We start from the raw sequence: 20,204 nt of genomic DNA on the forward strand, positions 1-20,204 counted from the left end.
TGTGACGACACTGAACCGATCAGCACCAACCCTAGATGCCTGCAAACGACGACGAACGGCGCTCTTGGCGCTGTGTCTGGCCGGTTTTGTGATCCAGCTCGACGTAACCATCGTCAATGTCGCCCTCCCGACGATCCAACACGACCTCCATGCCGCCACCGGAACGTTGGAGTGGATCATCAGTGGCTACGCCCTCGGGCTCGCCGCGCTGATCCCCTCGATGGGTGCACTCGGTGATCGCCTCGGCCACCGGCCCGTCCTCTTGGCCGGCCTGGTGGTCTTCGGCCTCTGCTCTGTCGGGGCGGCGCTGGCGCCCAGTTCAACGGTGCTCACCGGCGCACGCATCGGGCAAGGAATCGGTGGAGCAGCCATCTTGGCGCTCACCCTCGCCGTCCTGACTGACACCTACCCACCGGAACAGCGCGGACACGCTATCGGCTGGTGGGCAGCAACCGGTGGCGTCGGCTTCGGTGCGGGACCGATCGTCGGCGGCCTACTGCTCTCGGTGTCCGGCTGGTCAACGATCTTCTGGGTCAACGTCCCGATCGTCCTCGTCACAATCGGCTTGATCCTGCTGACCGTCCCCGGCGCCGCCCCGCCCTCCGACCATAGGCCGCTCGACATACCTGGTGTTGTGCTCGCGTCCGTGGGCTTGGCATCAGTGACCTTCGCGCTGATCACCGCGAGCGACGTCCCGTGGGAGCCAGTGCGAACCCTGGTGCCGCTTATCGTCGGCAGTCTCGTCTTTGTGGCGTTCGTGCAATGGCAGCGCCACGCCGGCGAGCCGTTGGTTCCGAGAGCGGTACGCGGCAATTCAGTGTTCATCAGCGCCTGCGCCATCTATTTCCTCAGCTATGTCGCTTTCAGCGGCACGCTCTACTACGTCACCTTGATGTTCCAGAACCTTCTCGGCTGGTCCGCCCTTCGCACCGGCCTGTCTTGGCTGCTGATGAACGTCCCGTTCCTCGTCGCAGCCCAGACGGCCGGGAAACTCAGCCAACGCTTCACGCCACGAGCTATCGTCACCACGGGCTGCGCCGCAGGCGCGCTCGGGGTCACAGCACTGAGCACGTGGTCGCCGACTACCCCATTCGTCGTCGCGGGAATTGGATACCTGGTCGCCGGAATCGGGTTCGGCCTGCTGGTTCCCGGGATCACCCACGTGGCCATGCACGATGTCCCTGGTCCCGTCGCAGGTGCTGCTTCGGCGATGCTGAATTCCTCCCGCCAGCTCGGTACAGCGGTAGGACTCGCGCTCGTCGGTGCCATCGGCGCAGCGGCGACCCAACACAGCTGGGACACGTCGCGATACGGGCAAACCCAAACTGCCTCCGGCCCCATAGCGACCGGGAACCTCCACGGAGTCCCATCGCAGATGCAGGCTGCAGCCCGCAACGCATTCGAGATCGGCTATCACGTCGCCCTCTGGATCTGCATCGCCGGCCTCCTCATCGCCGTGTTGCTTTCACTGCACGCGTTCAAACAGCGGACAGCATCCACGGGGACGGCACGCGCGAAGGCGCCGAGCCTGTGAGCCACGCCAACGCGGGCACTGACTCCGCGAGCCCGACTAAAGTCGCCCAACTGGTCGTCGACCAGAACGTCCCGATCCAGGAAGTCGCTGCGCGGTTTCAATGCCCGCTTACGTAGGCTGTCGGATCAAGCAGAGAAGGTACGTCGGTAGGCGGTTGGGGTCAGACCTGTGTGGCCAGCGAGGCGGTCGCGGAGGTTGGCAGCTGTCCCGAGGCCGCTTTGGTGTGCGATCTGGTCGATGGCGAGGTCGGTCTGTTCCAGAAGTCGGCGAGCGTGCTCGACGCGGACAGTGGTGAGCCATTGGTTCGGCGTACAACCCAGCTCGGCGCGGAAGCGTCTGTGGAGGGTCGCCGGACTCATCGCCGCCCGCGAAGCGATATCAGCGACCGTGATCGACTCGGTCGCTTGCTGCTCGGCCCAGACGAGCGCGGCTGCGAGCGGGCTCTCTGCTTCCCGGGGGAGAGGTCGTTCGATGAACTGTCGTTGTCCACCGGGGCGGTGACCTGGGAATACGAGCCGGCGCGCGACGGCCGCGCCGATTTCCGCGCCGTGGTCGCGGCGGACGATGTGGAGTGCGAGGTCGAGAGCGGCGGCGCTGCCGGCCGAGGTGAGGATGTCGCCGTCGTCGACGAAAAGGACGGCATCATCGACGCGGACGCGCGGGTACCGGTCTCGAAACTCCTCGGCCCACTGCCAGTGCACCGTGACGCGACGCCCGTCCAGGACGCCTGCCTCGGCGAGGGTGAACGCCCCACTGCACGTCCCGATCATTCGTGCTCCACGGTCATAGGCCCCCGCGATCGCCTCGAGCACGGCGGGGTGATGGGGTGTCGCCGTATCGGGACGGTTGGGGACGATTACCGTGTCCGCCTGATCCAAGGCCGGCAGGCCGGCGATGTCGGTCATCACGAAGAAGCCCTGTCGCATCGACACCTTCGACTCCCGTGCGCACATCCGGAAGTCGTAGAGCAGCCCGCCGACCTCGGGCCGGTCGATCCCGAGGACTTCGGTCAGGCACGCCAGCTCGAACGGGTTCGAGTCCTCGTCGACCAGGGCGACAACGGAGTGCAGCTGCGAGGAATCTTTCGACATGTGTCATTCCTTGCACTGTTGGGCGGGAAGCGCAAGTTCGAAGATCGGAGCATGGCGAACATGAGCACGAACATCGATACCGTCCTGGCATCGTTCCAGGAGCGCTGGAGCCCACGGATCCTGACCAGAGTCAACGACTACGAAGTCCGCCTGGCCAAGGTCGAGGGCAGTTTCGTCTGGCACTCTCATCCAGACACCGACGAGCTGTTCGTTGTGCTCGACGGCAGTCTCGACATCCACCTGCGAGAGTCTGGAACCGAGATGCTCGTGCACCTCGAGCGCCACGACGTCTTTGTTGTCCCGCGCGGAATCGAGCACTGCCCCGAGTCGCCGGACGGCGCAAGCGTGATGCTGCTCGAACCAACCGGAACACTCAGCACCGGCGACTACGAGGGAGACATCCCTGACCACATCAACTCAACCACCGGGATCCAGGTCTGACCCGGGCAGCGCACTGCGTCGGCGGGATCGCAATTCGGGCGATATGTCCGGTTTATCGCATGCGAACACGAATATCGAGACAGCACCGAATTGTGCGACTTCAGATACGCGTCGGATCGCTTGTGCGATCCGGCGTCGATATCAGGCGCGGAGGAGGGTGACGGTGCGGCCCGTAGGGGAGGTGACTTCGCTGAACGCGGTGCGTTCGGTGATCGGGGCAGCTTTTGCGCGGCGGTCGAATATGACGAGGACGCCGGTGGGGAGGTCCAGGCGGTCGAGGTAGCTGTCGAGTTGGGTGAGGCCTTGTTCGAGGGGGTCTTTCTGTTTGTCGGCCCAGACTTTGAGTTCGAGGGCTTCGCGTTGTTCGGCGCGGTGGCCGTCGGTGCCGGTGTAGGGCTGGCGGATGAGGAGGTCGATGCGGCCGCGGCCGACGCCGTATTCGCGGTCGATGTAGCCGCCGCCGTTGACGATGCGGTGGAGGAAGGCCATGAGGACGAGTTGGGGGGCGACTTCGTGGTAGCGCTGGTCGCCGGTGAGTATTTCGCCGTTCAGTTTCCAGAAGGCGGCGAATTCGGTGAGCAGGCGCTCGAAGTCGAGGCGGCCGTCGGGCAACCGGAACTGGGCGGGGCCGGGGACGATGACGGCTTCGATGCCGGAGCCCAGGACGCGGAGGATGACCTCGTTGTAGATCGGATTGGCGATACGAATGGGGTTGTTGGGAGCGATGAGTCCGAGATCGGCGGCGTAGGCGCGGGCGTCGTTGAAGGTGGGGTCGGTGTCGGGGGTGGCGCCGGCGATCAGCGGTTCGATGATCTTCTGGATGCGGGGTTCGGTGAGTTTGTCGACGAGCGAGTCGAGGTGAGTGGCGCGGGCGACGATGAGTCGTTCTTTGGCCTGGTCGATATGGTCCTCGGTGATGGTGGACTCGACCCGCATTTCGTCGATGATCTCTGCGGCGAGGGCGTTGACGAGCCAGGGCTGGCCCTGGGTGTAGTAGAAGGCCATATCCAGGGCGGGGGAACTGAATTCTTGACCGGTTTCCGCAGTGTGCTGGCCATACAGCGAGATCACCTCGTCGCGGGTGAAATCACCCAGACGGACGGATCTGACCTTGATGTTGAAGGGGCTGGCTGTGCCGAGGCGGTTGGGGTCGCCGCCGGATGCGGCTTTGTAGTCGCGGACATCGCGGAGTCCGCACAGGGCAATCGAGTGCACGAATCCGGGCCGGTTGGTGGTGTAGCCGGCTCGTAGTTGCCGGAGGGTGTTGATGAGGGCGTCGTCGCGCAGGGAGTCGATTTCGTCGAAGAACAGCACGAGTGGGCGTGGGCATTGGGTGACCCAGGTGGTGAGTCCGAGGTGGAGGGCGGTGCCGGGGGGTGCGTCGGGCCACGGGGTGGGGGGCATCAGTTCCGGTGGGAGGTGTGCGGCGGCCGCGGCGGAGCGGATCTGGCCGAGGAGTGCTTGTTCGGTGGCGCCGATATCGTGGGCAAACGAGCTGGCGGCTTCGCAGGAGAAGTGCAGGGCGAGGTAGTCGCCGGCGGCGGTGAGCTGGCGTGCGAGGTCGGCGAGGCTGGTGGTTTTGCCGGTTTGCCGGGGTGCGTGCAGGACGAAGTATTGGCCGCGGTCGATCATGCGGTGGGCGTCGGGGAGTCGTTCGAGAGCGGGCAGCATGTAGTGCATCTGTGGGTAGCACGGTCCGGCGGTATTGAAGTACTTCACGATCCTCCCCAACCTTGTATCCGGCCGCCCCGCGCGACCGCGCCTCCCGCAGCCTACGGTAACGGGGCATGGTCAGGATCGGACCGCGTGGTGCGCTGTTGGCAATCCGGTATGTGCACCGACCAGGTCGGCGGTGCGGTCATATCGCCTTGCGGTCAGACCTCCTGCAGGCGGCGGTCGGCGTCGTCGAGCCAGGCGGTGAAGCGGGTGGTGAGATCGTTGGGGCCCGCCGGGCGGACGGTGATGTGACGGCCGCGGGTTTCGGTGTAGCGGCCGTCGTCGGCGATGTCGTACCACTGGATGGTGCGGGTGGCGTCGGGGCGGGCGTACAGGGGGCCGATGCGCAGGCCGGCCGAGCCGCCGCCGAGGGAGGGGCGGCGCAGGAGGCGGCGGTAGCGTTCGCGGGGGCTGTTGTGGGAGTTGTCCTGTAGGTGGTGGCCCGGGGCGGGTTCGAGATCGCCGGGGTGGAACGTTTCGGTGGGGCGGGTGCCGGCCGGGTGGGCGGGGATGGCGCTGGTCAGGGCGCGGGGGAGCGATTCGGCGCGGACCAGGCGGCAGTGGACGGGGCCGTGGTCGTCGCCGCGGCAGCGTTGCGCCAGGGTGAGGGCGTAGCGGTGGTTGCGGGCGCCGACGATGCGGTACTCCGCGAGGCCGGTCGCGGGATCGCTGCGGCCGCCGAGGATTTCGATCCTGTATTCGGAGGTGGACAGGGTGTGTAGGGCGAGCCCGATACGTTCGAGTTCGTCGCCTGAGCAGCGGGCGCGAACGGCGGACCGGTGGGCGGCGAAATCGTTCTCGGTGGCGAATCTGCTGAGGTATTTCAGGGGGCGGGGGAACCGGTCATGGGCTTCGCTGTACCAGAGTGCGGCGAAATCCTCGGTATCCCAGGTCCATTCGGGCATCGGTGTCACTTCGTCGAGTCGGGCTCGTAGGCGGGGCGGGACTACTGACATGATCACTGTGCGAGGTCGTCGTCGGGTTCGGGGTTGTCGCCGATAACGCCGCCCGGGATGGTTTTCGGGGTCTCCCCGAGGAGTTCGGCGGTGTTCTCGTGGTTGATCAGGTAATCGGGGAGTCCGCGGGTGGATTCGTTATCGCCCTGCCCGCCCCGGGCGCCACCCATCGGGGCGCCCATCGGACCCGCACCCATCGGACCTCGGGCGGCCGGCGAACCCGGGGCGCCGCTCGGCCGTCCGGCGGATTCGGGGCCCGGTGCTCCGGGCACGGTGCGACCGGGTGCCTGTGGACTGCCCGGCGGGGTGCCGGGCGCGCCGGGCATTCCCGGTGTGCCGCCCGGCGGCGTGGTGACACTGCTGGGGGTGGTGGATGCCGGTGCGGGTGTCCCCGGCGTGGTGCCGGATGGTGTCGCGGGGGTGGACCCGGGTGTGGTGGACGCCGCTGTGGTGTCCTGCGGTTGTGTGGTGCCGAGTTCCTGCGGGGTGTCCTCGGTTTCCGGCGTCTCGCCCGGCGCCGTGGGGGTCCCCGGTGTGGTGGGCGTAGATGTTCCGGGTGCCGACGGAGTGTCGGGTGCGGTGCCCGCGGGCGCGGGCGGCACCGGGACGTCCAAGGGCTGGGTTGGGTCGATCGGTTCCGGGAAGGCCGGGATCAGCCCGTCGATACCGAGGAACGGCTGCACATAGTTGTCGTTCATCACGGCTTGGGCTTGTTCCTGCCGATCCTCGATGACACCGTCCCGATTGGTGCCGACCCACGGCCAGGAGTCCTTGTGCCACCACGCCTTCTCCTCGACGGGTTCGGGCAGCCGGCTCTTCGTATCGATGATCGCCTGCGCGGAATCCCAGACCCGGTTGCCGAGCTCGGTGAGCGGGGTGGTGAGGTCCTGAGCGGCGCGGGTGTAGCGGGTGATGGCGTCCCGCGCCGCCTCGGCGGCCTCGCCTTCCCATGCTCCGGCGATGGATTTACCGATACTGGCGGAGAATACTTCGACCCCCGCTTCCCAGTTCGCGGACAGATCGCTGTACCGGCCGGCGATCGAGAAGGCTTCGCCGCTGCCGAGCGGTGTGAACGATTCGCTGATCTCCACATGCTTGAAATGTTTGGACCGTTCCCCGCCGTCGGTGATCCGGGGCGGTTCGTTGCCGTTCACCGCCGGCCCCCCGGTATTCGCCGCTCGCGCAAAAGCATCTGCCCACCCCCGTGTTCGGTGCCGCCTATCGTTTGCGTGAGCAACTATATCCCGGTGGGAACGGCGGGGTGCCGCGCGCGGGTGGGTCGATGTTGCCGGCTTTTGAGGGTGCTGACACCGCAACGCAGATTACGCCTGGGTCAGTGCGTAGAGGAGGTGACGAAGTGCGTTCGCGTCTTCGTGGTCTTCGCGCCAGATGAGTCGCAGCTGCAGAGGAGGCGCGTTCACGTCGAGTTGTGCGAGCCGTCGCGAGCTGAGGTCGGCGTGGACTGTGAACTCGGGTAGTAGCGCGATCCCGCGACCGGTGGCGACCCAGTCACGGACCTGCGCAAGCCCGCCGACGGCAGTGAGATCGGTGTGGGGGCCGAGCCAGCGTTTGGTGGCCATCCAGAACGAGCAGCGGGCTTCTCTGCCGATCAGTCCTCCTGTCTGCGCAATCTCCTGCATCGTCACCGGATGTCCGAGTAGCCGATGATCCGGCGAGACCACGACGGTCATGGGGACCTCACGGACGTCCAGGTACTCCAGTGCTGAGGCGTGTCGGGCGAACCCGAGATCCCCGACGCGTTCTCCTGCGTCGAGGAGTATCGCGACGTCGATCTCGTCGCGGTCAAGGGCGTCGAGGAGCCGATCGCGATCGGGATCGGGGCGTAGGTGCACCTGGAGGTCCGGCCTCGTTCGGCGCAGGTCGTCCAAGACGGCTGGCAGGAGCTCGTCCGCGATCGAGGCCTGAGCTCCTACGACGAGCCCTGGAGCGGCGTGCAGTTGCTCCGCCGCGGCGTCGAGGGCCGCGAGCGCTTCGCCTGCGCCGGCGAGATAGGCACGACCGGCCATTGTCGGATGCATACCGGTCCGATCGCGAGTGAACAACGGGGCCCCGAGCTCGCCCTCGAGCCGGCGTATCCGATCGGAGATCGAGGATGGCGAAAGACCCAATGCGGCCGCCGTCCGGTTGACCGTCCGGTGCTCGGTCAGCGCGATCGCGGTCCGTAGTTGCTCCGTGTCCACGCCCTCACTGTAGGCAGGTGTTCGGATATTCCGAATGCTGATGCGGTGGTACCGGTCGAACCGAACGCGCTGACGGCGGACCGTTCTCCCTCGACGAACCAGTCTCGCCAGATCGAGGAGATCCATGTCCGAAACAGCGCCCGATCCCGCCAAGCGCCATGGCCGTCGGCCCACACCCCAGTTCCTGGGTATATCGCTGGCCTACTTCATGGTGCTGCTCGACACCACGGTGCTTGCTGTGGCCGAGCCCAGCATCATGGCATCGCTCCACACCGACGTGATCGGTGTCGGGTGGGCAACCACGATCTACACGATGGCGCTGGCGTCCGCTCTGGTCTTCGGCGGCAGCTCGGCCGACCGGTTGGGGGCCTACGGAGTCTTCATGGCCGGAGTCGCCGGCTTCGGCGTAGCGTCCTTGGGCTGTGCATTCGCGCCTACTCTGTCTGTTCTCTTGGTGTTCCGGGCGCTGCTGGGGCTGTTCGCCGCAGCCATCATTCCGAGCTCCCTGAGCCTGATCGCCGGCCTGTACCCGGACCCGGGCCGCCGTGGGAACGCGATCAGTGCTTGGGCCGCGCTCAGCGGCGCGGCGATGGCTGCCGGCCCCGTTCTGGGCGGGTGGCTCATCACCGTCGCCGACTGGCGGGCCGTATTCGTGATCAACGCTCCGATGGCCCTCATCATCGTGGCGCTTTGCCGGACATCGATCACAAGCACCCGGCACACTCGCGCCATCTCATGGCTACCGCATCTCGGACTGGCCGCAACATTGGCCACCGCGACGCTCGCGATCACCGAGGCGGGGCAACGCTCCTGGATTCCGGCAGCGGTATTCGGTCTCCTGGCCGGGGGGTTTGCGTACGGCACCGCCATGGTAGATCGAACCTCGCCCGCACCGCTGGTCGCGGTCGCACTGCGCGGCAACCGCCCGGTATGGACGGCTTTCGGATGGGGTGCCGCGGTCAACTACGCCCTGACCACAGTGATCTTCTCGCTCCCGCTCCTACTCCACACGAGCGCAGTGGCCGCCGGAGCGACGCTGCTGCCGATGACCTTGCTGGTCGCCCTGAACCCACTACTCACCGGGCGCATCGTCGCCGCCTACGGACCGCTGAGGCCGATCCGTATGGGCTTTATCGCCTTCCCGATCGGGCTGTGCCTGGTCGCGGTTGCGACGGCAGTCCAGCATCAACCGCTCGTCCTCGCTGCCGGGCTCTTGCTCTGCGGGCTCGGAGTGTCTTGGACACTGCCCGCCCTGGTGGGCTTCGCGGTCGACCACGCCGCCGCCGAAGCCACCGGCTCAGTCGGCGGCATCCTCAACGCCACCCGGCAGGTCGGCGCCACCATGGCCGCCGCTCTCGCCGGCGCCGTCTTGACCCAGCACCACAGCAATACGATCGCAGCCCTGCCGTTCCTGATCGCGGCGGCCGTCTGCGCCCTCGGCCTTCTCACTGCCACGACACAGCGCGTTGCCCGCCCAACGACACCATCCGTCGTTGCGACGAGCACCACGGAAAGGTAGAGCGCTACAACCGGATCCTCATACCGCGGCACCCGCGGGTGCCGGTGACGGCGCGGACCGCCCCGGTGACGGTGTGCCCGGAGGGACGCACCGGACAGCGTGGTGGTTCGATCCATTGCCGCAGGTGGGTATCGAGATCGGCGGGCGAGGGCAGGGCGATGGTGCCGCCGGTGCGGATGACGGATACGTCGTACCGGAACATTTCGGCGAACAGGGGCACATCGTCGGGTAGATCGGGCCGGATCAGGAACGACCACCGGTTCGAGCGCGGATGGGCCAGGATCGGCCCGGTCACGCCGTATCCGCGCGCTATTTCGGCGCGGACGCCGCTCCCGAGCACGGCGGGCATAGTGACAGCCCAGACGGTGGTGGCGCGCACGATGATCCGGCCGAGACCGGGCGGGTCGACGACGGCCGCCAGATCGCAGACCTCTCGGTAGTACCGGCAGCGGGTGGCCGGGGTATCGCCGAAGGCCGTGCGGTGCTTCATCTTTACGGCAAACCTCCTGTTCATATCGGTTATCGAAAGTGACCCGGCCGCCGTCCGGATCTGCTAGAACCGGTACGGGAGTTGGCGGGAGTGGGAGTTCCCGGCCGGGCGCGGATTCAGACAACACGCGTAACGGCCCGGTGGGACAGCGGATCCGGAAGTTCGAACAACACGAACGAATCCGCAGCATCTGTCCCACCGGGGCACCTATCCGATTCCCGATACGGGAACTTCACGAGACCCGAAGGGGGACGATGTCCGAGACGAACAGCACCCTGCCGCGCCGCCAACTCGGCCGCTACCTGCGCGAAGCCCGCGAATCCATCGGCATGACGCTGGTCGATGTATCCGCGCTCATGGAATGGAGCAAATCCACCCTGCAACGATTGGAAACGGGCCAGACCGACCGCATCCGCACCCACGACATCACCCTCCTGGGCGATATCTACCGCCTCACCCCGGAGGAGATCGCAGACCTGAAAGCCCTCGCGGAACAGGCCTCGGTCAAGAGCTGGTGGCAGGAATACGGCGCATTCATATCCCCGAACTTCGACATCTACATGGGCATGGAGTCCGCTGCCCAGGAGCTGACCTTCTTTCACCCCTCGGCCATCCCCGGAATCATCCAAACTCCAGCCTATTCTCGTTCGCTTGATCAGCTGTATTTCCCGAAAGAATCCGACGAACAGACCTGTAAACGAATCGAAGTCAGGCGCAGGCGGCAATCTGTGATCACACGGAGAATGCGTCCCGCGAAGGCAGCGATCCTGTTGCACGAATCCGCAGTGCGGACGATGGTTGGAAGCGCGAAAGTGATGGCCGCACAACTCCGCCAAATTGCCGATCTGAGTACTCAACCGAATATTGAGCTGCGCCTGCTCAGTTTCCGGGCAGGGCTACCGCTCGGAACGCCGATGGGACCATTCGTGATCCTCGACTTCGGCTCGGATCGTCGAGGAAACTCGGAACCCACCGTCGTATACGCGCAATCCTTCACTGGCGCATTCTTTTTCGAGAAGGAAGTCGATGTGAACAGGTATCGTAACGGGTACGAAGTGACCCGTAGTGCCGCGCTGGATGTTCGGCCGACTCGTGACCTGTTGCGCGAGATAGCGAGGGAGTATGAACGTGGACGTTGATCTAGCTGGTGCCAAGTGGTTCAAGAGCAGCCACAGCAGTGCGGGCCAGGAATGTGTGGAGGTCGCGTTCATCGAGCGCGGACTTGTCGGGGTACGGGACTCGAAGAATCTGCCGGGCCCTGCTCTGGTCTTCTCGGTAGAGGACTGGTCCAGGTTCACGGCCTCTCTGTGTGGCGGGGGTACAAGGTTATGAGCGTGAGTGTTGGTCCAGAGGGATGGGCCTGGTTCAAGAGCAGCTACAGCAGTGGCGGGCAAGAGTGTGTGGAGGTCGCGTTCGCGGATCGCGGGCTGGTGGGCGTGCGGGATTCGAAGAATCCGGCGGGCCCGACTCTGGTGTTCTCGTCGGATGAGTGGTCCAGTTTCACCGCACGTTTCGCCAGTTGACGCCTGCGTGCGGCCGGTCCGAGCGGTGAGGGGTACATCGAGTTTCTTCGCTGTACCCCTCACTCGAGTTAGGCGGGTGCGAGTGGTTCGGGCTGGCCGATGCCGGGTTGGCTTTGCGCCGGGTCGATCGGGGCGGGATTCTTGGGCAGCTGCGCCAGAACGCTGTTTACCCGATTGGCGAAATCCTCGTCTGACTGCATATAACGCTGCATGATCTCGCGATGCAGGACCTGGATATCGTCGATGATCCGGTAATGCTTCTCGAGGATGGCATGGACACTGTTGTCCGAACCCTTCCCCTTCTCGCGAAACCGTTGGACAAGAGTCTGCGCCGAGGACAATCGTGGATTATCGGCGCCGATGCCCCACTGGGCGGCCTCGATGTTCGAGATCGCCTCGGCCTCCTTCTGCATGGTCCGAATCAGCACCTTGAACCGTTCGCAGTCGCGATCGATATAGACGAATTCTTCCGGTGCGATCCTGAGGCCCAGGCTCCCATCGTGAGCCGCGGATATCAGATTGGACAGCGGGCCGGGTGGTGCGGGCTCATCGCTCATCTGGTTTCCCCCTTGCTGCGGTGTTTCGTAAGCTCGTGGGTATCACACGTTGGAAGGCAACGTGGGGACAACCTTTTCCGCGAATGTAACGCCCAGCTGGCAGGTGTCCATCTGTCCGGTATCCCTGTTCGATGCGGGATTGTCGAGATGGAATTCCAAACTGCCGCCGCGCATCTCGATATTGATCGAGCACACTTCGCTGGAGCGGGTTTCGTTCTTCCGCACCGAGATAGCCGGTCGGCCCGCGACGGTGAACTCGCGCCGATCGATACTGTAATGCTCACGCACGAACGGAATCGTCACGTTCGTCACCTGGACGCTGACCGCGTAGCCGTCGCCGCCTGCTCGAGCCCAGGCGCAACCCCGCCATTCGGTCCCACCCGGCCCCGTTGCATCAGCCTTATTGTCGGCTACCCCTTTGACCAGGTCTTCCGAGTCGAGTACCGACTGCGGGATATCGACGCACGGGTCGTATCCGCTGGGCACGGCGATCTGCAATCCGGTTTCGGTGAGTGTGCTGGTGGCGCTCGCCGGGCCCTCGGCCTCGTTCGCCGCCGAGGAATCACACCCCGCCAACGCGAATCCGGCTGCTACCAGCCCGGCCGCCAGAACCGGCCTCACAGTAGACCGCATAGTCCCCCGTCTCCCACACCGTGCCTGCATCGTCTACCGCGCGATCATAACGGACAGCCTCCCGGGCTGCCCGGCCTCGAACACTCGCACCGCAATCGAGGGAACTGCTTGCGAGTCCGCCCGGCGGGGCGGTTGATGCTCGTTCCGGAGTCGCGGTCGGCGCGCGCACTACAGAAACAGATCGATATGGCCGTGGGCCGGGTCGGCGGAACAGATGAACAGCTGCTGTTTACCGAGATCGCCGAGCATCAGCCCGGTCGGTTCGGACGGGTCCGGGTAGCCGTCCGCCGCGTTCTGGTCCTCATACGGTATCCAGCTGTAATCGGTGCCGTCCCATTCCTCTGAGGCGATGGTCAACAGCGGGTCCATCGGCGCGCCGCAGGTGGTGCAGGACAGCGTGACCGGGTCGGTCCGGCCCCACGGCGCCCAGCCACCGACCTTGCAGCCGGGCGCGACCGACAACTCCGACGAGTAGAAGACTTCCTCCGCGTTCTCGTACTGTGCTTCGTCCCACTCCCGCAGCGCCTCCGCCAGGGCCGAATCCATCCCCTCCGCCGGGAATGCCTTCGGGTACTCGATCACCGGTTCCGGGTGGACCCGGCAGGCATTGGGCACAAAATCTTCGCTCTGCACCGCCTCCGGCTCCGGTTGTTCGGCCAGGACATCGGTGATCTCGCCGCTGGCCCGCCAGAACAGCCGCGTACGCAGCGTCAACTCGCTGTCATGGGAGAACGGGCACCACAGCACCTGCAGCAGATCCGCGCCCGCGGGCGGGCGCAGGCTCGGCATATCCCGCGCGTACAGCTGGGCAACCGGCAGCATGGCTATCGGTTCCGTGGGCACACCTCGTTCTGCGGCCAGTGCCACCGGGAATACGTCGAGCGGCTTGTCGGGTGCCAGAGTGTCGGCGAGGATCCGGTCGATTGTCGCCTGCTCCAGTTCGGTGCGGTCGCGCCCGTAGGAGTCGGCTTCGATATCGCGGAGCAGCCGGACATCGGCCATCGACGGCGCCGTTGAACTGCCGAAGGCGCACTCGTGTGAGCCGTCGCACCGAGGCCAGGGTTCGTCGGCAGGCCACAGCAGCGGTCCCCCGATCGAGCTGTCGGCCGGGGTCACCGGTCCGGGCCGCGGATGCAGCCGGGTGGCGGTCCGCGCCAGCGCCGCGAGTTGCGGGAAGGCCTCGGTGATATCGGCGGGGCGACGGGGAGTGGTGCGGGTCAATCGGACTCCATGACGTCATCGAACGAAAGCCTGGGAAATACGGACGCTAGTGCGTTCGACTGCCCGGCCTTCTTCATCGATGGGAACAGCGAGGGGGCGCGCCGCGGTCGCGGATTCCACCGGTTTTGCCCGCGCGGCCCGGCACTGATCGGCGAAACCGGCGACGCGGTCGGCGGGCAGTCGACCGCTCACGCTGCGGTTACGCCACGGAGTTCTGGATTGTTCGGCGCGGTGCGGGTCGATTCGAGGACGTGCCGCCGGGTCGCTGCCGCGGCGGCGGCAGCGGCGAGCGTGATGATCACCGCGGCGATCGCGAACGATGTGGTGAACGACGAGCCGACCACCGGGATGACGATCAGGGGACCGATGACCTGGCCGGTCGCATAGGCCGTGGTCAGCACGGCGGCGGCCTGCGCGATATGGAGCCGCCGGGCGCACTCGAGGGTCAGGACGACGACGGCCATGAAGGTGGCACCGAAGGCGACCGCCGCGACCAGTGCGGCAACAAAGCTGCTCGATATCGCGGCGGCCGCGATACCACCGGCCTGCACCAGCAGAGCCGCCACCAGCGCCGGGCCGGTTCCGATTCGCCGTGCCACCGCGTGCCAGACGACCGTGCTCACCGCCGCCGCGAGCCCCACGATCGTCCAGACGAGCGCGCCCGCCGACGAGCTGCCGCTACCGGCTACAGCGGCCACGAGGAAGGTGCCGACGATGATGTAGCCGACGCCCTCGGCGAAATAGGAACCGAGCAACAGTTTCCAGGCCCGCCGCTCCGCCGGGTTACCGGTGCGGGTACCGGGTGGATCGGCGCGCGGGGTGTCGGGGCGGATATCCAGTACCAGTGCCGGAACCAGTAGGACCGCGGTGAGTATCGCCGAACCGATCCACAGGCCCTGCCACGACAGGTGTGGAGCGGCGAGCAATGTGTAGATACCGGAGCCCGCGATACCCACGCCGACGCCGGCGAACGCCACTCCGGGCGCGGCGCCCACGGACCGGTGCCGCGCCACAGTGGCGGCACAGGCGATGAAGATCGCCGCGCTGGCGGCGCCGGCGGTGAATCTCAGACCGGCTTGAACCCAGACTTCTGTCGTCGCGGCCATCGCCACTTCGCTCGCCACCAGCAGCAGTGACCAGGTCAGGAATGCCGCGCGGGTACCGAGCCGCGGCCGCCGCGCCAGCAGCAGCGCGCCCACCAGATAGCCGGCGTAGTTCCCGGTCGCGATCAGCGCGCCGTCTCCGGCGCTGATCCCCGCCGACGCGGTCATGATCGGAAGCAGCGGCGTGAAGACGAACCGCCCCACGCCCATCGCGGCGGCCAGCCCTGCCGCCGCGGCCACACCCACCGTCCGGCCCCGCGGCAGCGGAGCGGTCACCCTGTCCCGTACCTGGCTCACGCCACCGAACGCTACGAGTTCGCGGCAGCGTCCGGAAATGCCTGTTGAGCATGGGGTATACGCTGAACGTATGGACCTGCAGGTGCGGCATCTCGCCGCGTTCGCCGCCCTTTGCGAAGAGGGCACCTACACCGGCGCCGCCGCGCGCCTGCATCTCACCCAACCGTCCCTCACACGCACGGTCCAGGATCTGGAACGGATTCTCGACACCACCCTCGTCCACCGCGGCGCCCGCCGCCTCGAACTCACCGACGACGGCCGGGAATTCCACGCCCGCGCCCGTCGCATCCTCACCGACCTCACCGAACTCGAGGCCGATATGCGCGGCCGCGCCGAAGTGCGTCTCGGCTTCGCCTGGCTGCTGCCCGCGGAATGGTCCGGCCGGGTACGCGCCCGCTGGGAACAACTCGGCGGTCACCTCGCGATCCACCGCACCGACGACCCGGTCGCCGACCTCGACCGCGGCCGCCTCGACGTCGCGCTCGTGCGGACCACCAGAAACGGGACCGGCACCATCACCTGGCAGCGCATCGGCACCGAACGCCGGGTGCTGGCGGTGGCCGCGGACTCACCGGTCGCCGGACAGCGCGGCCTGCGCTGGGCAGATCTCGGGGCGCATCCCCTGGTGGTCAACCCGCGCTCCGGCACCACCACCCCCGACAGCTGGCCCGACCCGCATCCCGGCCGCGAGATCATCACCTGCGGAAACTTCGACGAATGGCTCGAACTCGTCAGCGCCGGCCGGGGTATCGGCGCGGTCCCAGCCATCGCGGTCCACCGCGCACCACACCCCGGAGTGGTCTACCGGGAGTTGCCCGATATCCCCGATTCCCCGCTCTACCTCGGCTGGCGCCGGACCCCACCGCCGTCACGCTCGACCCGCCGCTTCCTCGAAACCGCCCTGCGCGCCGAGTGAACGGTGGCGCATCGACAGCTACCGGCCACCCGAACAGCTGAATCGGCCCGTGGCCCGAACGTGCGATGAGTACCGACCACCGGATCCTTTTCCGGTGTCCTTCAGGGGCCGCAGCGCTATTGCCATGGATTGATAATGGGCACTCCGGCAGCCGCGAACGGCGAGGTGTCTCGGGTGGCGACGGTGAAGCCTGCGGCGGCCGCCATGGCGGCAATCATGCCGTCGGCGGTGGCGATGGCCAGTCCGGCGGCGCGAGCGGTGGACATGACGCGTGCGTATTCGGCGGTGGCGTCCAAATCGTAGGGCAGCACGCGGCCGGAAAATAGCGGCACCATGTTTTTTTCCAACTGCTCGGTGAGTAGGTCGCGTCGGCGACCGTCGGGCATGACGGATACGCCGTATCGCAGCTCGCCGAGGGTGATGGCGGTCAGATAAAGGGTCTCGATGCTCTGGCCGTCGAGCCATTCGACTACGCGGGGATCCGGTGTCGGGCGCAGGGGCTCGCTGATGACGTTCGTATCCAGAATGATCATCAGTCGAACGTCAGGGGTTCGGCCGGGTGGCGGTCGCGGTTGTTGAGGGCGGTGTGCTCTTCGCTGGTCAACCCGATCTCACGACCGGCCGCCGCGAGCATCGAGCCGAGCTTGACCCGCTCTGGCGGTTGTGCGGCGTCGGTGAGGATCGCGCGCATCTCGGCCTCGATGCTACGGCCGTGTGCGGCTGCTCGCTGGCGGATCGCTCGGTGTACCTCGTCGCTCAGATTTCGGACTGTTACGTTCCTCATCTGCAATCATCCCCTCTCATCTGCTATCGATGATGGCATAAATTTGATCTGATGTCACCGTGCTGAGGGTGGGCGGTTGGGGTCGACGTTCCCCATGGAGCTGCCCGCGATCGAACGTGGGCGCGGGGATCGAGTGCTCGAGACGATCCGGGCGGGCTGGACCTCCTGGCGGGGCCGGGCCGTGGAGCCGGTGATCCGGGATGCGTTGTGGCGGGTGGCGGACAGGTATCTCCCCGAGGGGACCGGGGCGGTCGGACGCCCGAGTGGCCGTTCCAGGCGGCTTCGGGTGCGCCCCGTCGGCCGTGAGATCCGGCTCTTCTCCGGCTGCGGGCTACTACCCTTCGGCGCGCCGCCGGTAGATGCCGTTGCTTCGCTCGAGGTACCCGTGGTCGACGAGATCGCGGCGGAGGACGGCGACATCGGGATCGAAGCATTCGCACAACTGGTTGACGATCGCGGTCAGTGAACGCCGGCCGCTGCCGATCGCGCCCAGCACCTGCCGCACGTCTGCCGAGGCCATGAGCCGGGCGACGTCGCGCGCGTCGTCGTCCGGGGTTCGCCCAGCCGACACCATGGCGGCGGGGAACGCGATCGGCGGTTCGCCGATTTCCAGCATCTCCGCGGTGAACGGTAGCTTCCGGTCGGTATCCCAGCCGGGCACTTTACGGACCAGAGCGATACCTGCCTGCCGGTATTTGTGCAGTTCCGGCAGGGCGAGGATCTCGCAACCCGGCCCGATCCGGCGCCGGAACTCCTGCAGCAGCGGAGTGGGTACAGTCCTTACTCCCTGGCGCTCATCGGCCAGAGTGACGCTGGTGGCGAAATACGGCTCGTGAAAGACCAGGAGGCCGCCGTCCGTCAGACGCGGCCAGAGCCGCCGCAGAAACCGCGCGTCGTCGGTCGGCGTTCCCGCGTCCAGCCAGATCAGGTCCAGTGGCCCGAGCCCGTCCAGTTCGGTATCAGTGACGTCGAAGAAGTTCCGGGCGATGATCTCCACCGGGCAGTACGACTCCGCGTCTTCGCGGAGTCGTCGCCATGAGTCCGCCGCGGAACTGCCCTCGCCGGACGCATCGTCGAAGGTGATAAGCCGTGGACGGTACTCGGCCGCGGCCGCTGCGGGATGCAGGAGCCAGGCCCGTTCGTCATGGCGGCCCTCGCTCAGCAGTCATTCTCGGTTCCCATTCCGGGGCGCAACAGCACCTTTTCGGTCATGCGGTATCCGCCTTGCTCGTTGTTGGAGGCGCCAGATCCTATCGCCCGCCGAACCCCATTTCCCAGCGGTTTTCGCCGGACCGATTCGTAACCGGTGACATTCGCAGAGCTCACCTGTTGAGCGCCCCGATTCGAGACGAAATCGCCGGCCGGTGCGGACTGCGGTGCCCGCCGAGGCTCTGCTGCGGCCGGGGGTGGCGCCGCCGACGCAGTAGCCTCGGGTGCGGGAGATCAACCCGACGACGAGGAGTCATGCAGATGAGCCGACCGGTTCGGATCGGAATTCAACTCCAGCCCCAGCACGCCCCCGACTACGGACTCATCCGCGACGCGGTGTTGCGGGCCGAGGATGCCGGCGTGGACATCGTGTTCAACTGGGACCACTTCTATCCGCTCTACGGCGACCCCGACGGCGCCCACTTCGAATGCTGGACCATGCTCGGTGCTTTCGCCGAGCAGACCGAACGCGTCGAGATCGGCGCACTGGTGACCGGCGGCGGCTACCGCAACCCCGACCTGCTCGCGGATATGGCCCGCACCGTCGACCAGATCAGCGGCGGCCGGCTCATCCTGGGTATCGGTTCGGGCTGGTTCGAACGTGATTACGACGAATACGGGTACGAGTTCGGGACCGCGGGCAGCCGCCTGAACCTGCTCAAGGAGTACCTGCCCCGGATCACCGGCCGGCTGGCGAAACTGAACCCGCAGCCCGTCCGGGAGATCCCGATCCTGATCGGTGGCGGCGGTGAGAAGAAGACCCTGCGGCTGGTCGCCGAATACGCGCATATCTGGCACAGCTTCGGCGAGCTGGATGTGTTCACCCGCAAGAGCGGAATCCTCGACGAGCATTGCGCCGACGCAGGCACCGAATCGTCGAAGATCGAACGATCGGTGGCCTGGCCGGGTACCGAAGCGGCCCCCGCCTACCTCGCCGCGGGCGCGACGCTGTTCACGGTGGGAATCAACGGGCCCGATTACGACCTGACCCAGGTCCGTGAGGCGGTCGCGTGGCGCGACCAGACCAATCCGGAGCCTGTCGCCGGTATCGCCTGAACACTTCCGAGTAGTACGGCTGGGTCCTGACGCAGCGCCGGGCACGGCCGTACTACATCCCTCTCTGGTGCCCGGCCGTCGCGAGGTAGATCGAGAGTTGCCGCACCGCGTCGGCGACGAAAGACTCTGTCCGGTCCGGACATCTGTCTTAGCGGGTTCGACCTGCACATCGGCGATTGCGCGTGATCCACGGATATTGCGCCGCCGGACACGGCCCGCCTAGCGTTCGCGCTCGAAGGGTTCCGGCGACCGAATCGTGCGCCGGTGCGAGTTCGTAACGAAATGGTGGGGGATCTACCGGTGAAAAAGAAAATACTGCTCTCGTTCGTGGCCGCCCTGAGCGCTGTGGGACTGCTCGCCGGCGAAGCCGGAGCCGAGGTGCTGCGGCTGCCCGCGCACGAGCAATCGATCAGCACGCCGGACGGCTGGCGGGTGGCGGTCGGACATCGTGACGAAACGGCGAACCGCGTCCCGCCGTTGAACGGTATCGGCACCACGCGCGAAGTCTTCGTCACGAATCAGGCGTACGGCCGGCTGGGCGGGGCGGGCTCTCAGCTCGAAGGTGCTGTGCTGAAGACCGGATACCACCTGGGTTGTGCTGTCGACATCGGTAGCGTGACCCTGGGCGCCTCGGTGACGGCCGGCATCTCGCCCGGCATCAGCATCAGCCCGAGTATCCCCACCCCGACCGTGGGCGCGAATATCGGTCCCACTCTGTCGGTGGCCCCGAGTTTCACCGTGAACCTGGACCTGGGCCAGGTCGTGGACCTCCCGCTCGGCGAGAAGCCGCTGGGGAATTCCGAGGCCTTCATCACCAACCGGGACGCGCACGTGAAGCTCGACGGGTGCGCCGGCCCCGCCAGTATCCGCTCGTACGCGATCATCGCGGTGAAGAGCGCGACCGCGGACGATTCGGTCGCCGTATACGGCGATCCGGTCGCTCTCTGACCTCGCGTG

At 66.5% G+C, this 20,204-nt stretch carries 22 protein-coding genes and 1 pseudogene; 10 read left to right on the forward strand and 13 right to left on the reverse strand.

What is annotated here, in order from left to right:
* Position 1 precedes the first annotated feature (1 nt).
* On the forward strand, positions 2–1,534 hold the full coding sequence (locus tag ABZ827_RS17255; RefSeq protein ID WP_357237770.1) for an MFS transporter: 1,533 nt from the start codon (positions 2–4) through the stop codon (positions 1,532–1,534).
* Positions 1,531–1,638 (forward strand): annotated as a pseudogene (locus ABZ827_RS17260) (IS481 family transposase); the annotation flags it as partial. The gene ABZ827_RS17255 and the pseudogene ABZ827_RS17260, both read left to right, overlap by 4 nt.
* Before the next feature lie 21 nt (positions 1,639–1,659).
* Here ABZ827_RS17260 and ABZ827_RS17265 read toward each other — a convergent pair.
* A complete protein-coding gene (locus ABZ827_RS17265) occupies positions 1,660–2,625 on the reverse strand; it encodes a helix-turn-helix domain-containing protein (RefSeq protein ID WP_357237771.1) in 966 nt (321 codons plus the stop codon).
* Positions 2,626–2,685: 60 nt separating this feature from the next.
* Between ABZ827_RS17265 and ABZ827_RS17270 the strand changes: the two genes are divergently transcribed.
* Positions 2,686–3,066 carry a cupin domain-containing protein gene (locus ABZ827_RS17270; protein ID WP_357237772.1) on the forward strand — a complete coding sequence of 127 codons (381 nt, stop codon included), beginning with the start codon at positions 2,686–2,688 and terminating at the stop codon, positions 3,064–3,066.
* Between the two features lie 141 nt (positions 3,067–3,207).
* Here ABZ827_RS17270 and ABZ827_RS17275 read toward each other — a convergent pair whose 3' ends face one another.
* The 4 genes from ABZ827_RS17275 to ABZ827_RS17290 all read right to left on the reverse strand — a co-directional run bounded on the left by ABZ827_RS17275 (position 3,208) and on the right by ABZ827_RS17290 (position 7,939).
* Positions 3,208–4,785, reverse strand: coding sequence for an ATP-binding protein (locus tag ABZ827_RS17275; RefSeq protein ID WP_357237773.1), 1,578 nt, complete (start codon positions 4,783–4,785; stop codon positions 3,208–3,210).
* A gap of 155 nt (positions 4,786–4,940) precedes the next feature.
* On the reverse strand, positions 4,941–5,687 hold the full coding sequence (locus ABZ827_RS17280; protein WP_357237774.1) for an ESX secretion-associated protein EspG: 747 nt from the start codon (positions 5,685–5,687) through the stop codon (positions 4,941–4,943).
* Positions 5,688–5,740: 53 nt separating this feature from the next.
* Entirely contained in the window at positions 5,741–6,892 is a 1,152-nt protein-coding gene (locus ABZ827_RS17285; RefSeq protein WP_357237775.1) for a WXG100 family type VII secretion target, read from the reverse strand.
* Positions 6,893–7,060: 168 nt separating this feature from the next.
* On the reverse strand, positions 7,061–7,939 hold the full coding sequence (locus ABZ827_RS17290) for a LysR family transcriptional regulator (protein ID WP_357237776.1): 879 nt from the start codon (positions 7,937–7,939) through the stop codon (positions 7,061–7,063).
* 124 nt (positions 7,940–8,063) lie between these two features.
* Between ABZ827_RS17290 and ABZ827_RS17295 the strand changes: the two genes are divergently transcribed.
* Positions 8,064–9,458, forward strand: a complete 1,395-nt coding sequence (locus ABZ827_RS17295; RefSeq protein ID WP_357237777.1) for an MFS transporter — start codon at positions 8,064–8,066, stop codon at positions 9,456–9,458.
* Positions 9,459–9,462: 4 nt separating this feature from the next.
* On the opposite strand, the gene ABZ827_RS17300 is transcribed toward ABZ827_RS17295, so the two are convergent.
* Positions 9,463–9,948 carry a DNA-directed RNA polymerase subunit beta gene (locus ABZ827_RS17300; RefSeq protein WP_357237778.1) on the reverse strand — a complete coding sequence of 162 codons (486 nt, stop codon included), beginning with the start codon at positions 9,946–9,948 and terminating at the stop codon, positions 9,463–9,465.
* 254 nt (positions 9,949–10,202) lie between these two features.
* Between ABZ827_RS17300 and ABZ827_RS17305 the strand changes: the two genes are divergently transcribed.
* The 3 genes from ABZ827_RS17305 to ABZ827_RS17315 are packed head-to-tail and all read left to right on the forward strand — an operon-like array spanning position 10,203 to position 11,471.
* Positions 10,203–11,087: a helix-turn-helix transcriptional regulator gene (locus ABZ827_RS17305; RefSeq protein ID WP_357237779.1), complete on the forward strand. Its 885-nt coding sequence runs from the start codon at positions 10,203–10,205 to the stop codon at positions 11,085–11,087.
* Positions 11,071–11,280, forward strand: a complete 210-nt coding sequence (locus tag ABZ827_RS17310) for a DUF397 domain-containing protein (protein WP_357237780.1) — start codon at positions 11,071–11,073, stop codon at positions 11,278–11,280. Before ABZ827_RS17305 ends, ABZ827_RS17310 begins: the two co-directional genes overlap by 17 nt.
* A 2-nt stretch (positions 11,281–11,282) precedes the next feature.
* Positions 11,283–11,471 carry a DUF397 domain-containing protein gene (locus tag ABZ827_RS17315; RefSeq protein WP_357237781.1) on the forward strand — a complete coding sequence of 63 codons (189 nt, stop codon included), beginning with the start codon at positions 11,283–11,285 and terminating at the stop codon, positions 11,469–11,471.
* A 68-nt stretch (positions 11,472–11,539) separates the two neighbouring features.
* Here the strand turns inward: ABZ827_RS17315 and ABZ827_RS17320 are convergent, their stop codons facing one another.
* The 4 genes from ABZ827_RS17320 to ABZ827_RS17335 form a co-directional block, all read right to left on the reverse strand.
* Positions 11,540–12,028, reverse strand: a complete 489-nt coding sequence (locus ABZ827_RS17320) for a hypothetical protein (protein ID WP_357237782.1) — start codon at positions 12,026–12,028, stop codon at positions 11,540–11,542.
* A 42-nt stretch (positions 12,029–12,070) separates the two neighbouring features.
* Positions 12,071–12,661, reverse strand: a complete 591-nt coding sequence (locus tag ABZ827_RS17325) for a DUF3558 domain-containing protein (RefSeq protein WP_357237783.1) — start codon at positions 12,659–12,661, stop codon at positions 12,071–12,073.
* Positions 12,662–12,829: 168 nt separating this feature from the next.
* Positions 12,830–13,882 (reverse strand): hypothetical protein, encoded by a 1,053-nt coding sequence (locus tag ABZ827_RS17330; RefSeq protein WP_357237784.1) that lies wholly within the window; start codon positions 13,880–13,882, stop codon positions 12,830–12,832.
* A 188-nt stretch (positions 13,883–14,070) separates the two neighbouring features.
* Positions 14,071–15,282, reverse strand: coding sequence for a YbfB/YjiJ family MFS transporter (locus ABZ827_RS17335; protein ID WP_357237785.1), 1,212 nt, complete (start codon positions 15,280–15,282; stop codon positions 14,071–14,073).
* Positions 15,283–15,352: 70 nt separating this feature from the next.
* Here ABZ827_RS17335 and ABZ827_RS17340 point away from each other — a divergent pair, with 70 nt between their 5' ends.
* Positions 15,353–16,198, forward strand: a complete 846-nt coding sequence (locus ABZ827_RS17340; RefSeq protein WP_357237786.1) for a LysR family transcriptional regulator — start codon at positions 15,353–15,355, stop codon at positions 16,196–16,198.
* A 116-nt stretch (positions 16,199–16,314) separates the two neighbouring features.
* Here the strand turns inward: ABZ827_RS17340 and ABZ827_RS17345 are convergent, their stop codons facing one another.
* From ABZ827_RS17345 to ABZ827_RS17355, 3 genes are all read right to left on the reverse strand, one after another.
* Complete coding sequence (locus ABZ827_RS17345; RefSeq protein WP_357237787.1) at positions 16,315–16,731, reverse strand: type II toxin-antitoxin system VapC family toxin; 417 nt, start codon at positions 16,729–16,731, stop codon at positions 16,315–16,317.
* Positions 16,731–16,982 (reverse strand): Arc family DNA-binding protein, encoded by a 252-nt coding sequence (locus tag ABZ827_RS17350; protein WP_357237788.1) that lies wholly within the window; start codon positions 16,980–16,982, stop codon positions 16,731–16,733. The genes ABZ827_RS17345 and ABZ827_RS17350 overlap by 1 nt, the downstream gene beginning before the upstream one ends.
* A gap of 334 nt (positions 16,983–17,316) precedes the next feature.
* Positions 17,317–18,147 carry a class I SAM-dependent methyltransferase gene (locus ABZ827_RS17355; protein ID WP_357237984.1) on the reverse strand — a complete coding sequence of 277 codons (831 nt, stop codon included), beginning with the start codon at positions 18,145–18,147 and terminating at the stop codon, positions 17,317–17,319.
* Positions 18,148–18,452: 305 nt separating this feature from the next.
* Between ABZ827_RS17355 and ABZ827_RS17360 the strand changes: the two genes are divergently transcribed.
* Together ABZ827_RS17360 and ABZ827_RS17365 are read left to right on the forward strand one after the other, a co-directional pair.
* Complete coding sequence (locus tag ABZ827_RS17360) at positions 18,453–19,247, forward strand: LLM class F420-dependent oxidoreductase (protein ID WP_357237789.1); 795 nt, start codon at positions 18,453–18,455, stop codon at positions 19,245–19,247.
* 300 nt (positions 19,248–19,547) lie between these two features.
* Positions 19,548–20,195, forward strand: a complete 648-nt coding sequence (locus ABZ827_RS17365) for an MspA family porin (RefSeq protein ID WP_357237790.1) — start codon at positions 19,548–19,550, stop codon at positions 20,193–20,195.
* Positions 20,196–20,204: the final 9 nt, after the last annotated feature.

This window comes from Nocardia sp. NPDC019395 (genome assembly GCF_040632335.1).
Lineage (GTDB): Bacteria > Actinomycetota > Actinomycetes > Mycobacteriales > Mycobacteriaceae > Nocardia.

Excerpts from the sequence above, each read along its gene's own strand:
- ABZ827_RS17305 (WP_357237779.1), top strand. The coding sequence starts at position 10,203 with ATGTCCGAGACGAACAGCACCCTGCCGCGCCGCCAACTCGGCCGCTAC.
- ABZ827_RS17340 (WP_357237786.1), top strand. The coding sequence starts at position 15,353 with ATGGACCTGCAGGTGCGGCATCTCGCCGCGTTCGCCGCCCTTTGCGAA.
- ABZ827_RS17310 (WP_357237780.1), top strand. The coding sequence starts at position 11,071 with ATGAACGTGGACGTTGATCTAGCTGGTGCCAAGTGGTTCAAGAGCAGC.
- ABZ827_RS17350 (WP_357237788.1), bottom strand. The coding sequence starts at position 16,982 with ATGAGGAACGTAACAGTCCGAAATCTGAGCGACGAGGTACACCGAGCG.
- ABZ827_RS17345 (WP_357237787.1), bottom strand. The coding sequence starts at position 16,731 with ATGATCATTCTGGATACGAACGTCATCAGCGAGCCCCTGCGCCCGACA.
- ABZ827_RS17325 (WP_357237783.1), bottom strand. The coding sequence starts at position 12,661 with ATGCGGTCTACTGTGAGGCCGGTTCTGGCGGCCGGGCTGGTAGCAGCC.
- ABZ827_RS17265 (WP_357237771.1), bottom strand. The coding sequence starts at position 2,625 with ATGTCGAAAGATTCCTCGCAGCTGCACTCCGTTGTCGCCCTGGTCGAC.
- ABZ827_RS17300 (WP_357237778.1), bottom strand. The coding sequence starts at position 9,948 with ATGAAGCACCGCACGGCCTTCGGCGATACCCCGGCCACCCGCTGCCGG.
- ABZ827_RS17320 (WP_357237782.1), bottom strand. The coding sequence starts at position 12,028 with ATGAGCGATGAGCCCGCACCACCCGGCCCGCTGTCCAATCTGATATCC.
- ABZ827_RS17295 (WP_357237777.1), top strand. The coding sequence starts at position 8,064 with ATGTCCGAAACAGCGCCCGATCCCGCCAAGCGCCATGGCCGTCGGCCC.
- ABZ827_RS17270 (WP_357237772.1), top strand. The coding sequence starts at position 2,686 with ATGAGCACGAACATCGATACCGTCCTGGCATCGTTCCAGGAGCGCTGG.
- ABZ827_RS17280 (WP_357237774.1), bottom strand. The coding sequence starts at position 5,687 with ATGCCCGAATGGACCTGGGATACCGAGGATTTCGCCGCACTCTGGTAC.
- ABZ827_RS17360 (WP_357237789.1), top strand. The coding sequence starts at position 18,453 with ATGAGCCGACCGGTTCGGATCGGAATTCAACTCCAGCCCCAGCACGCC.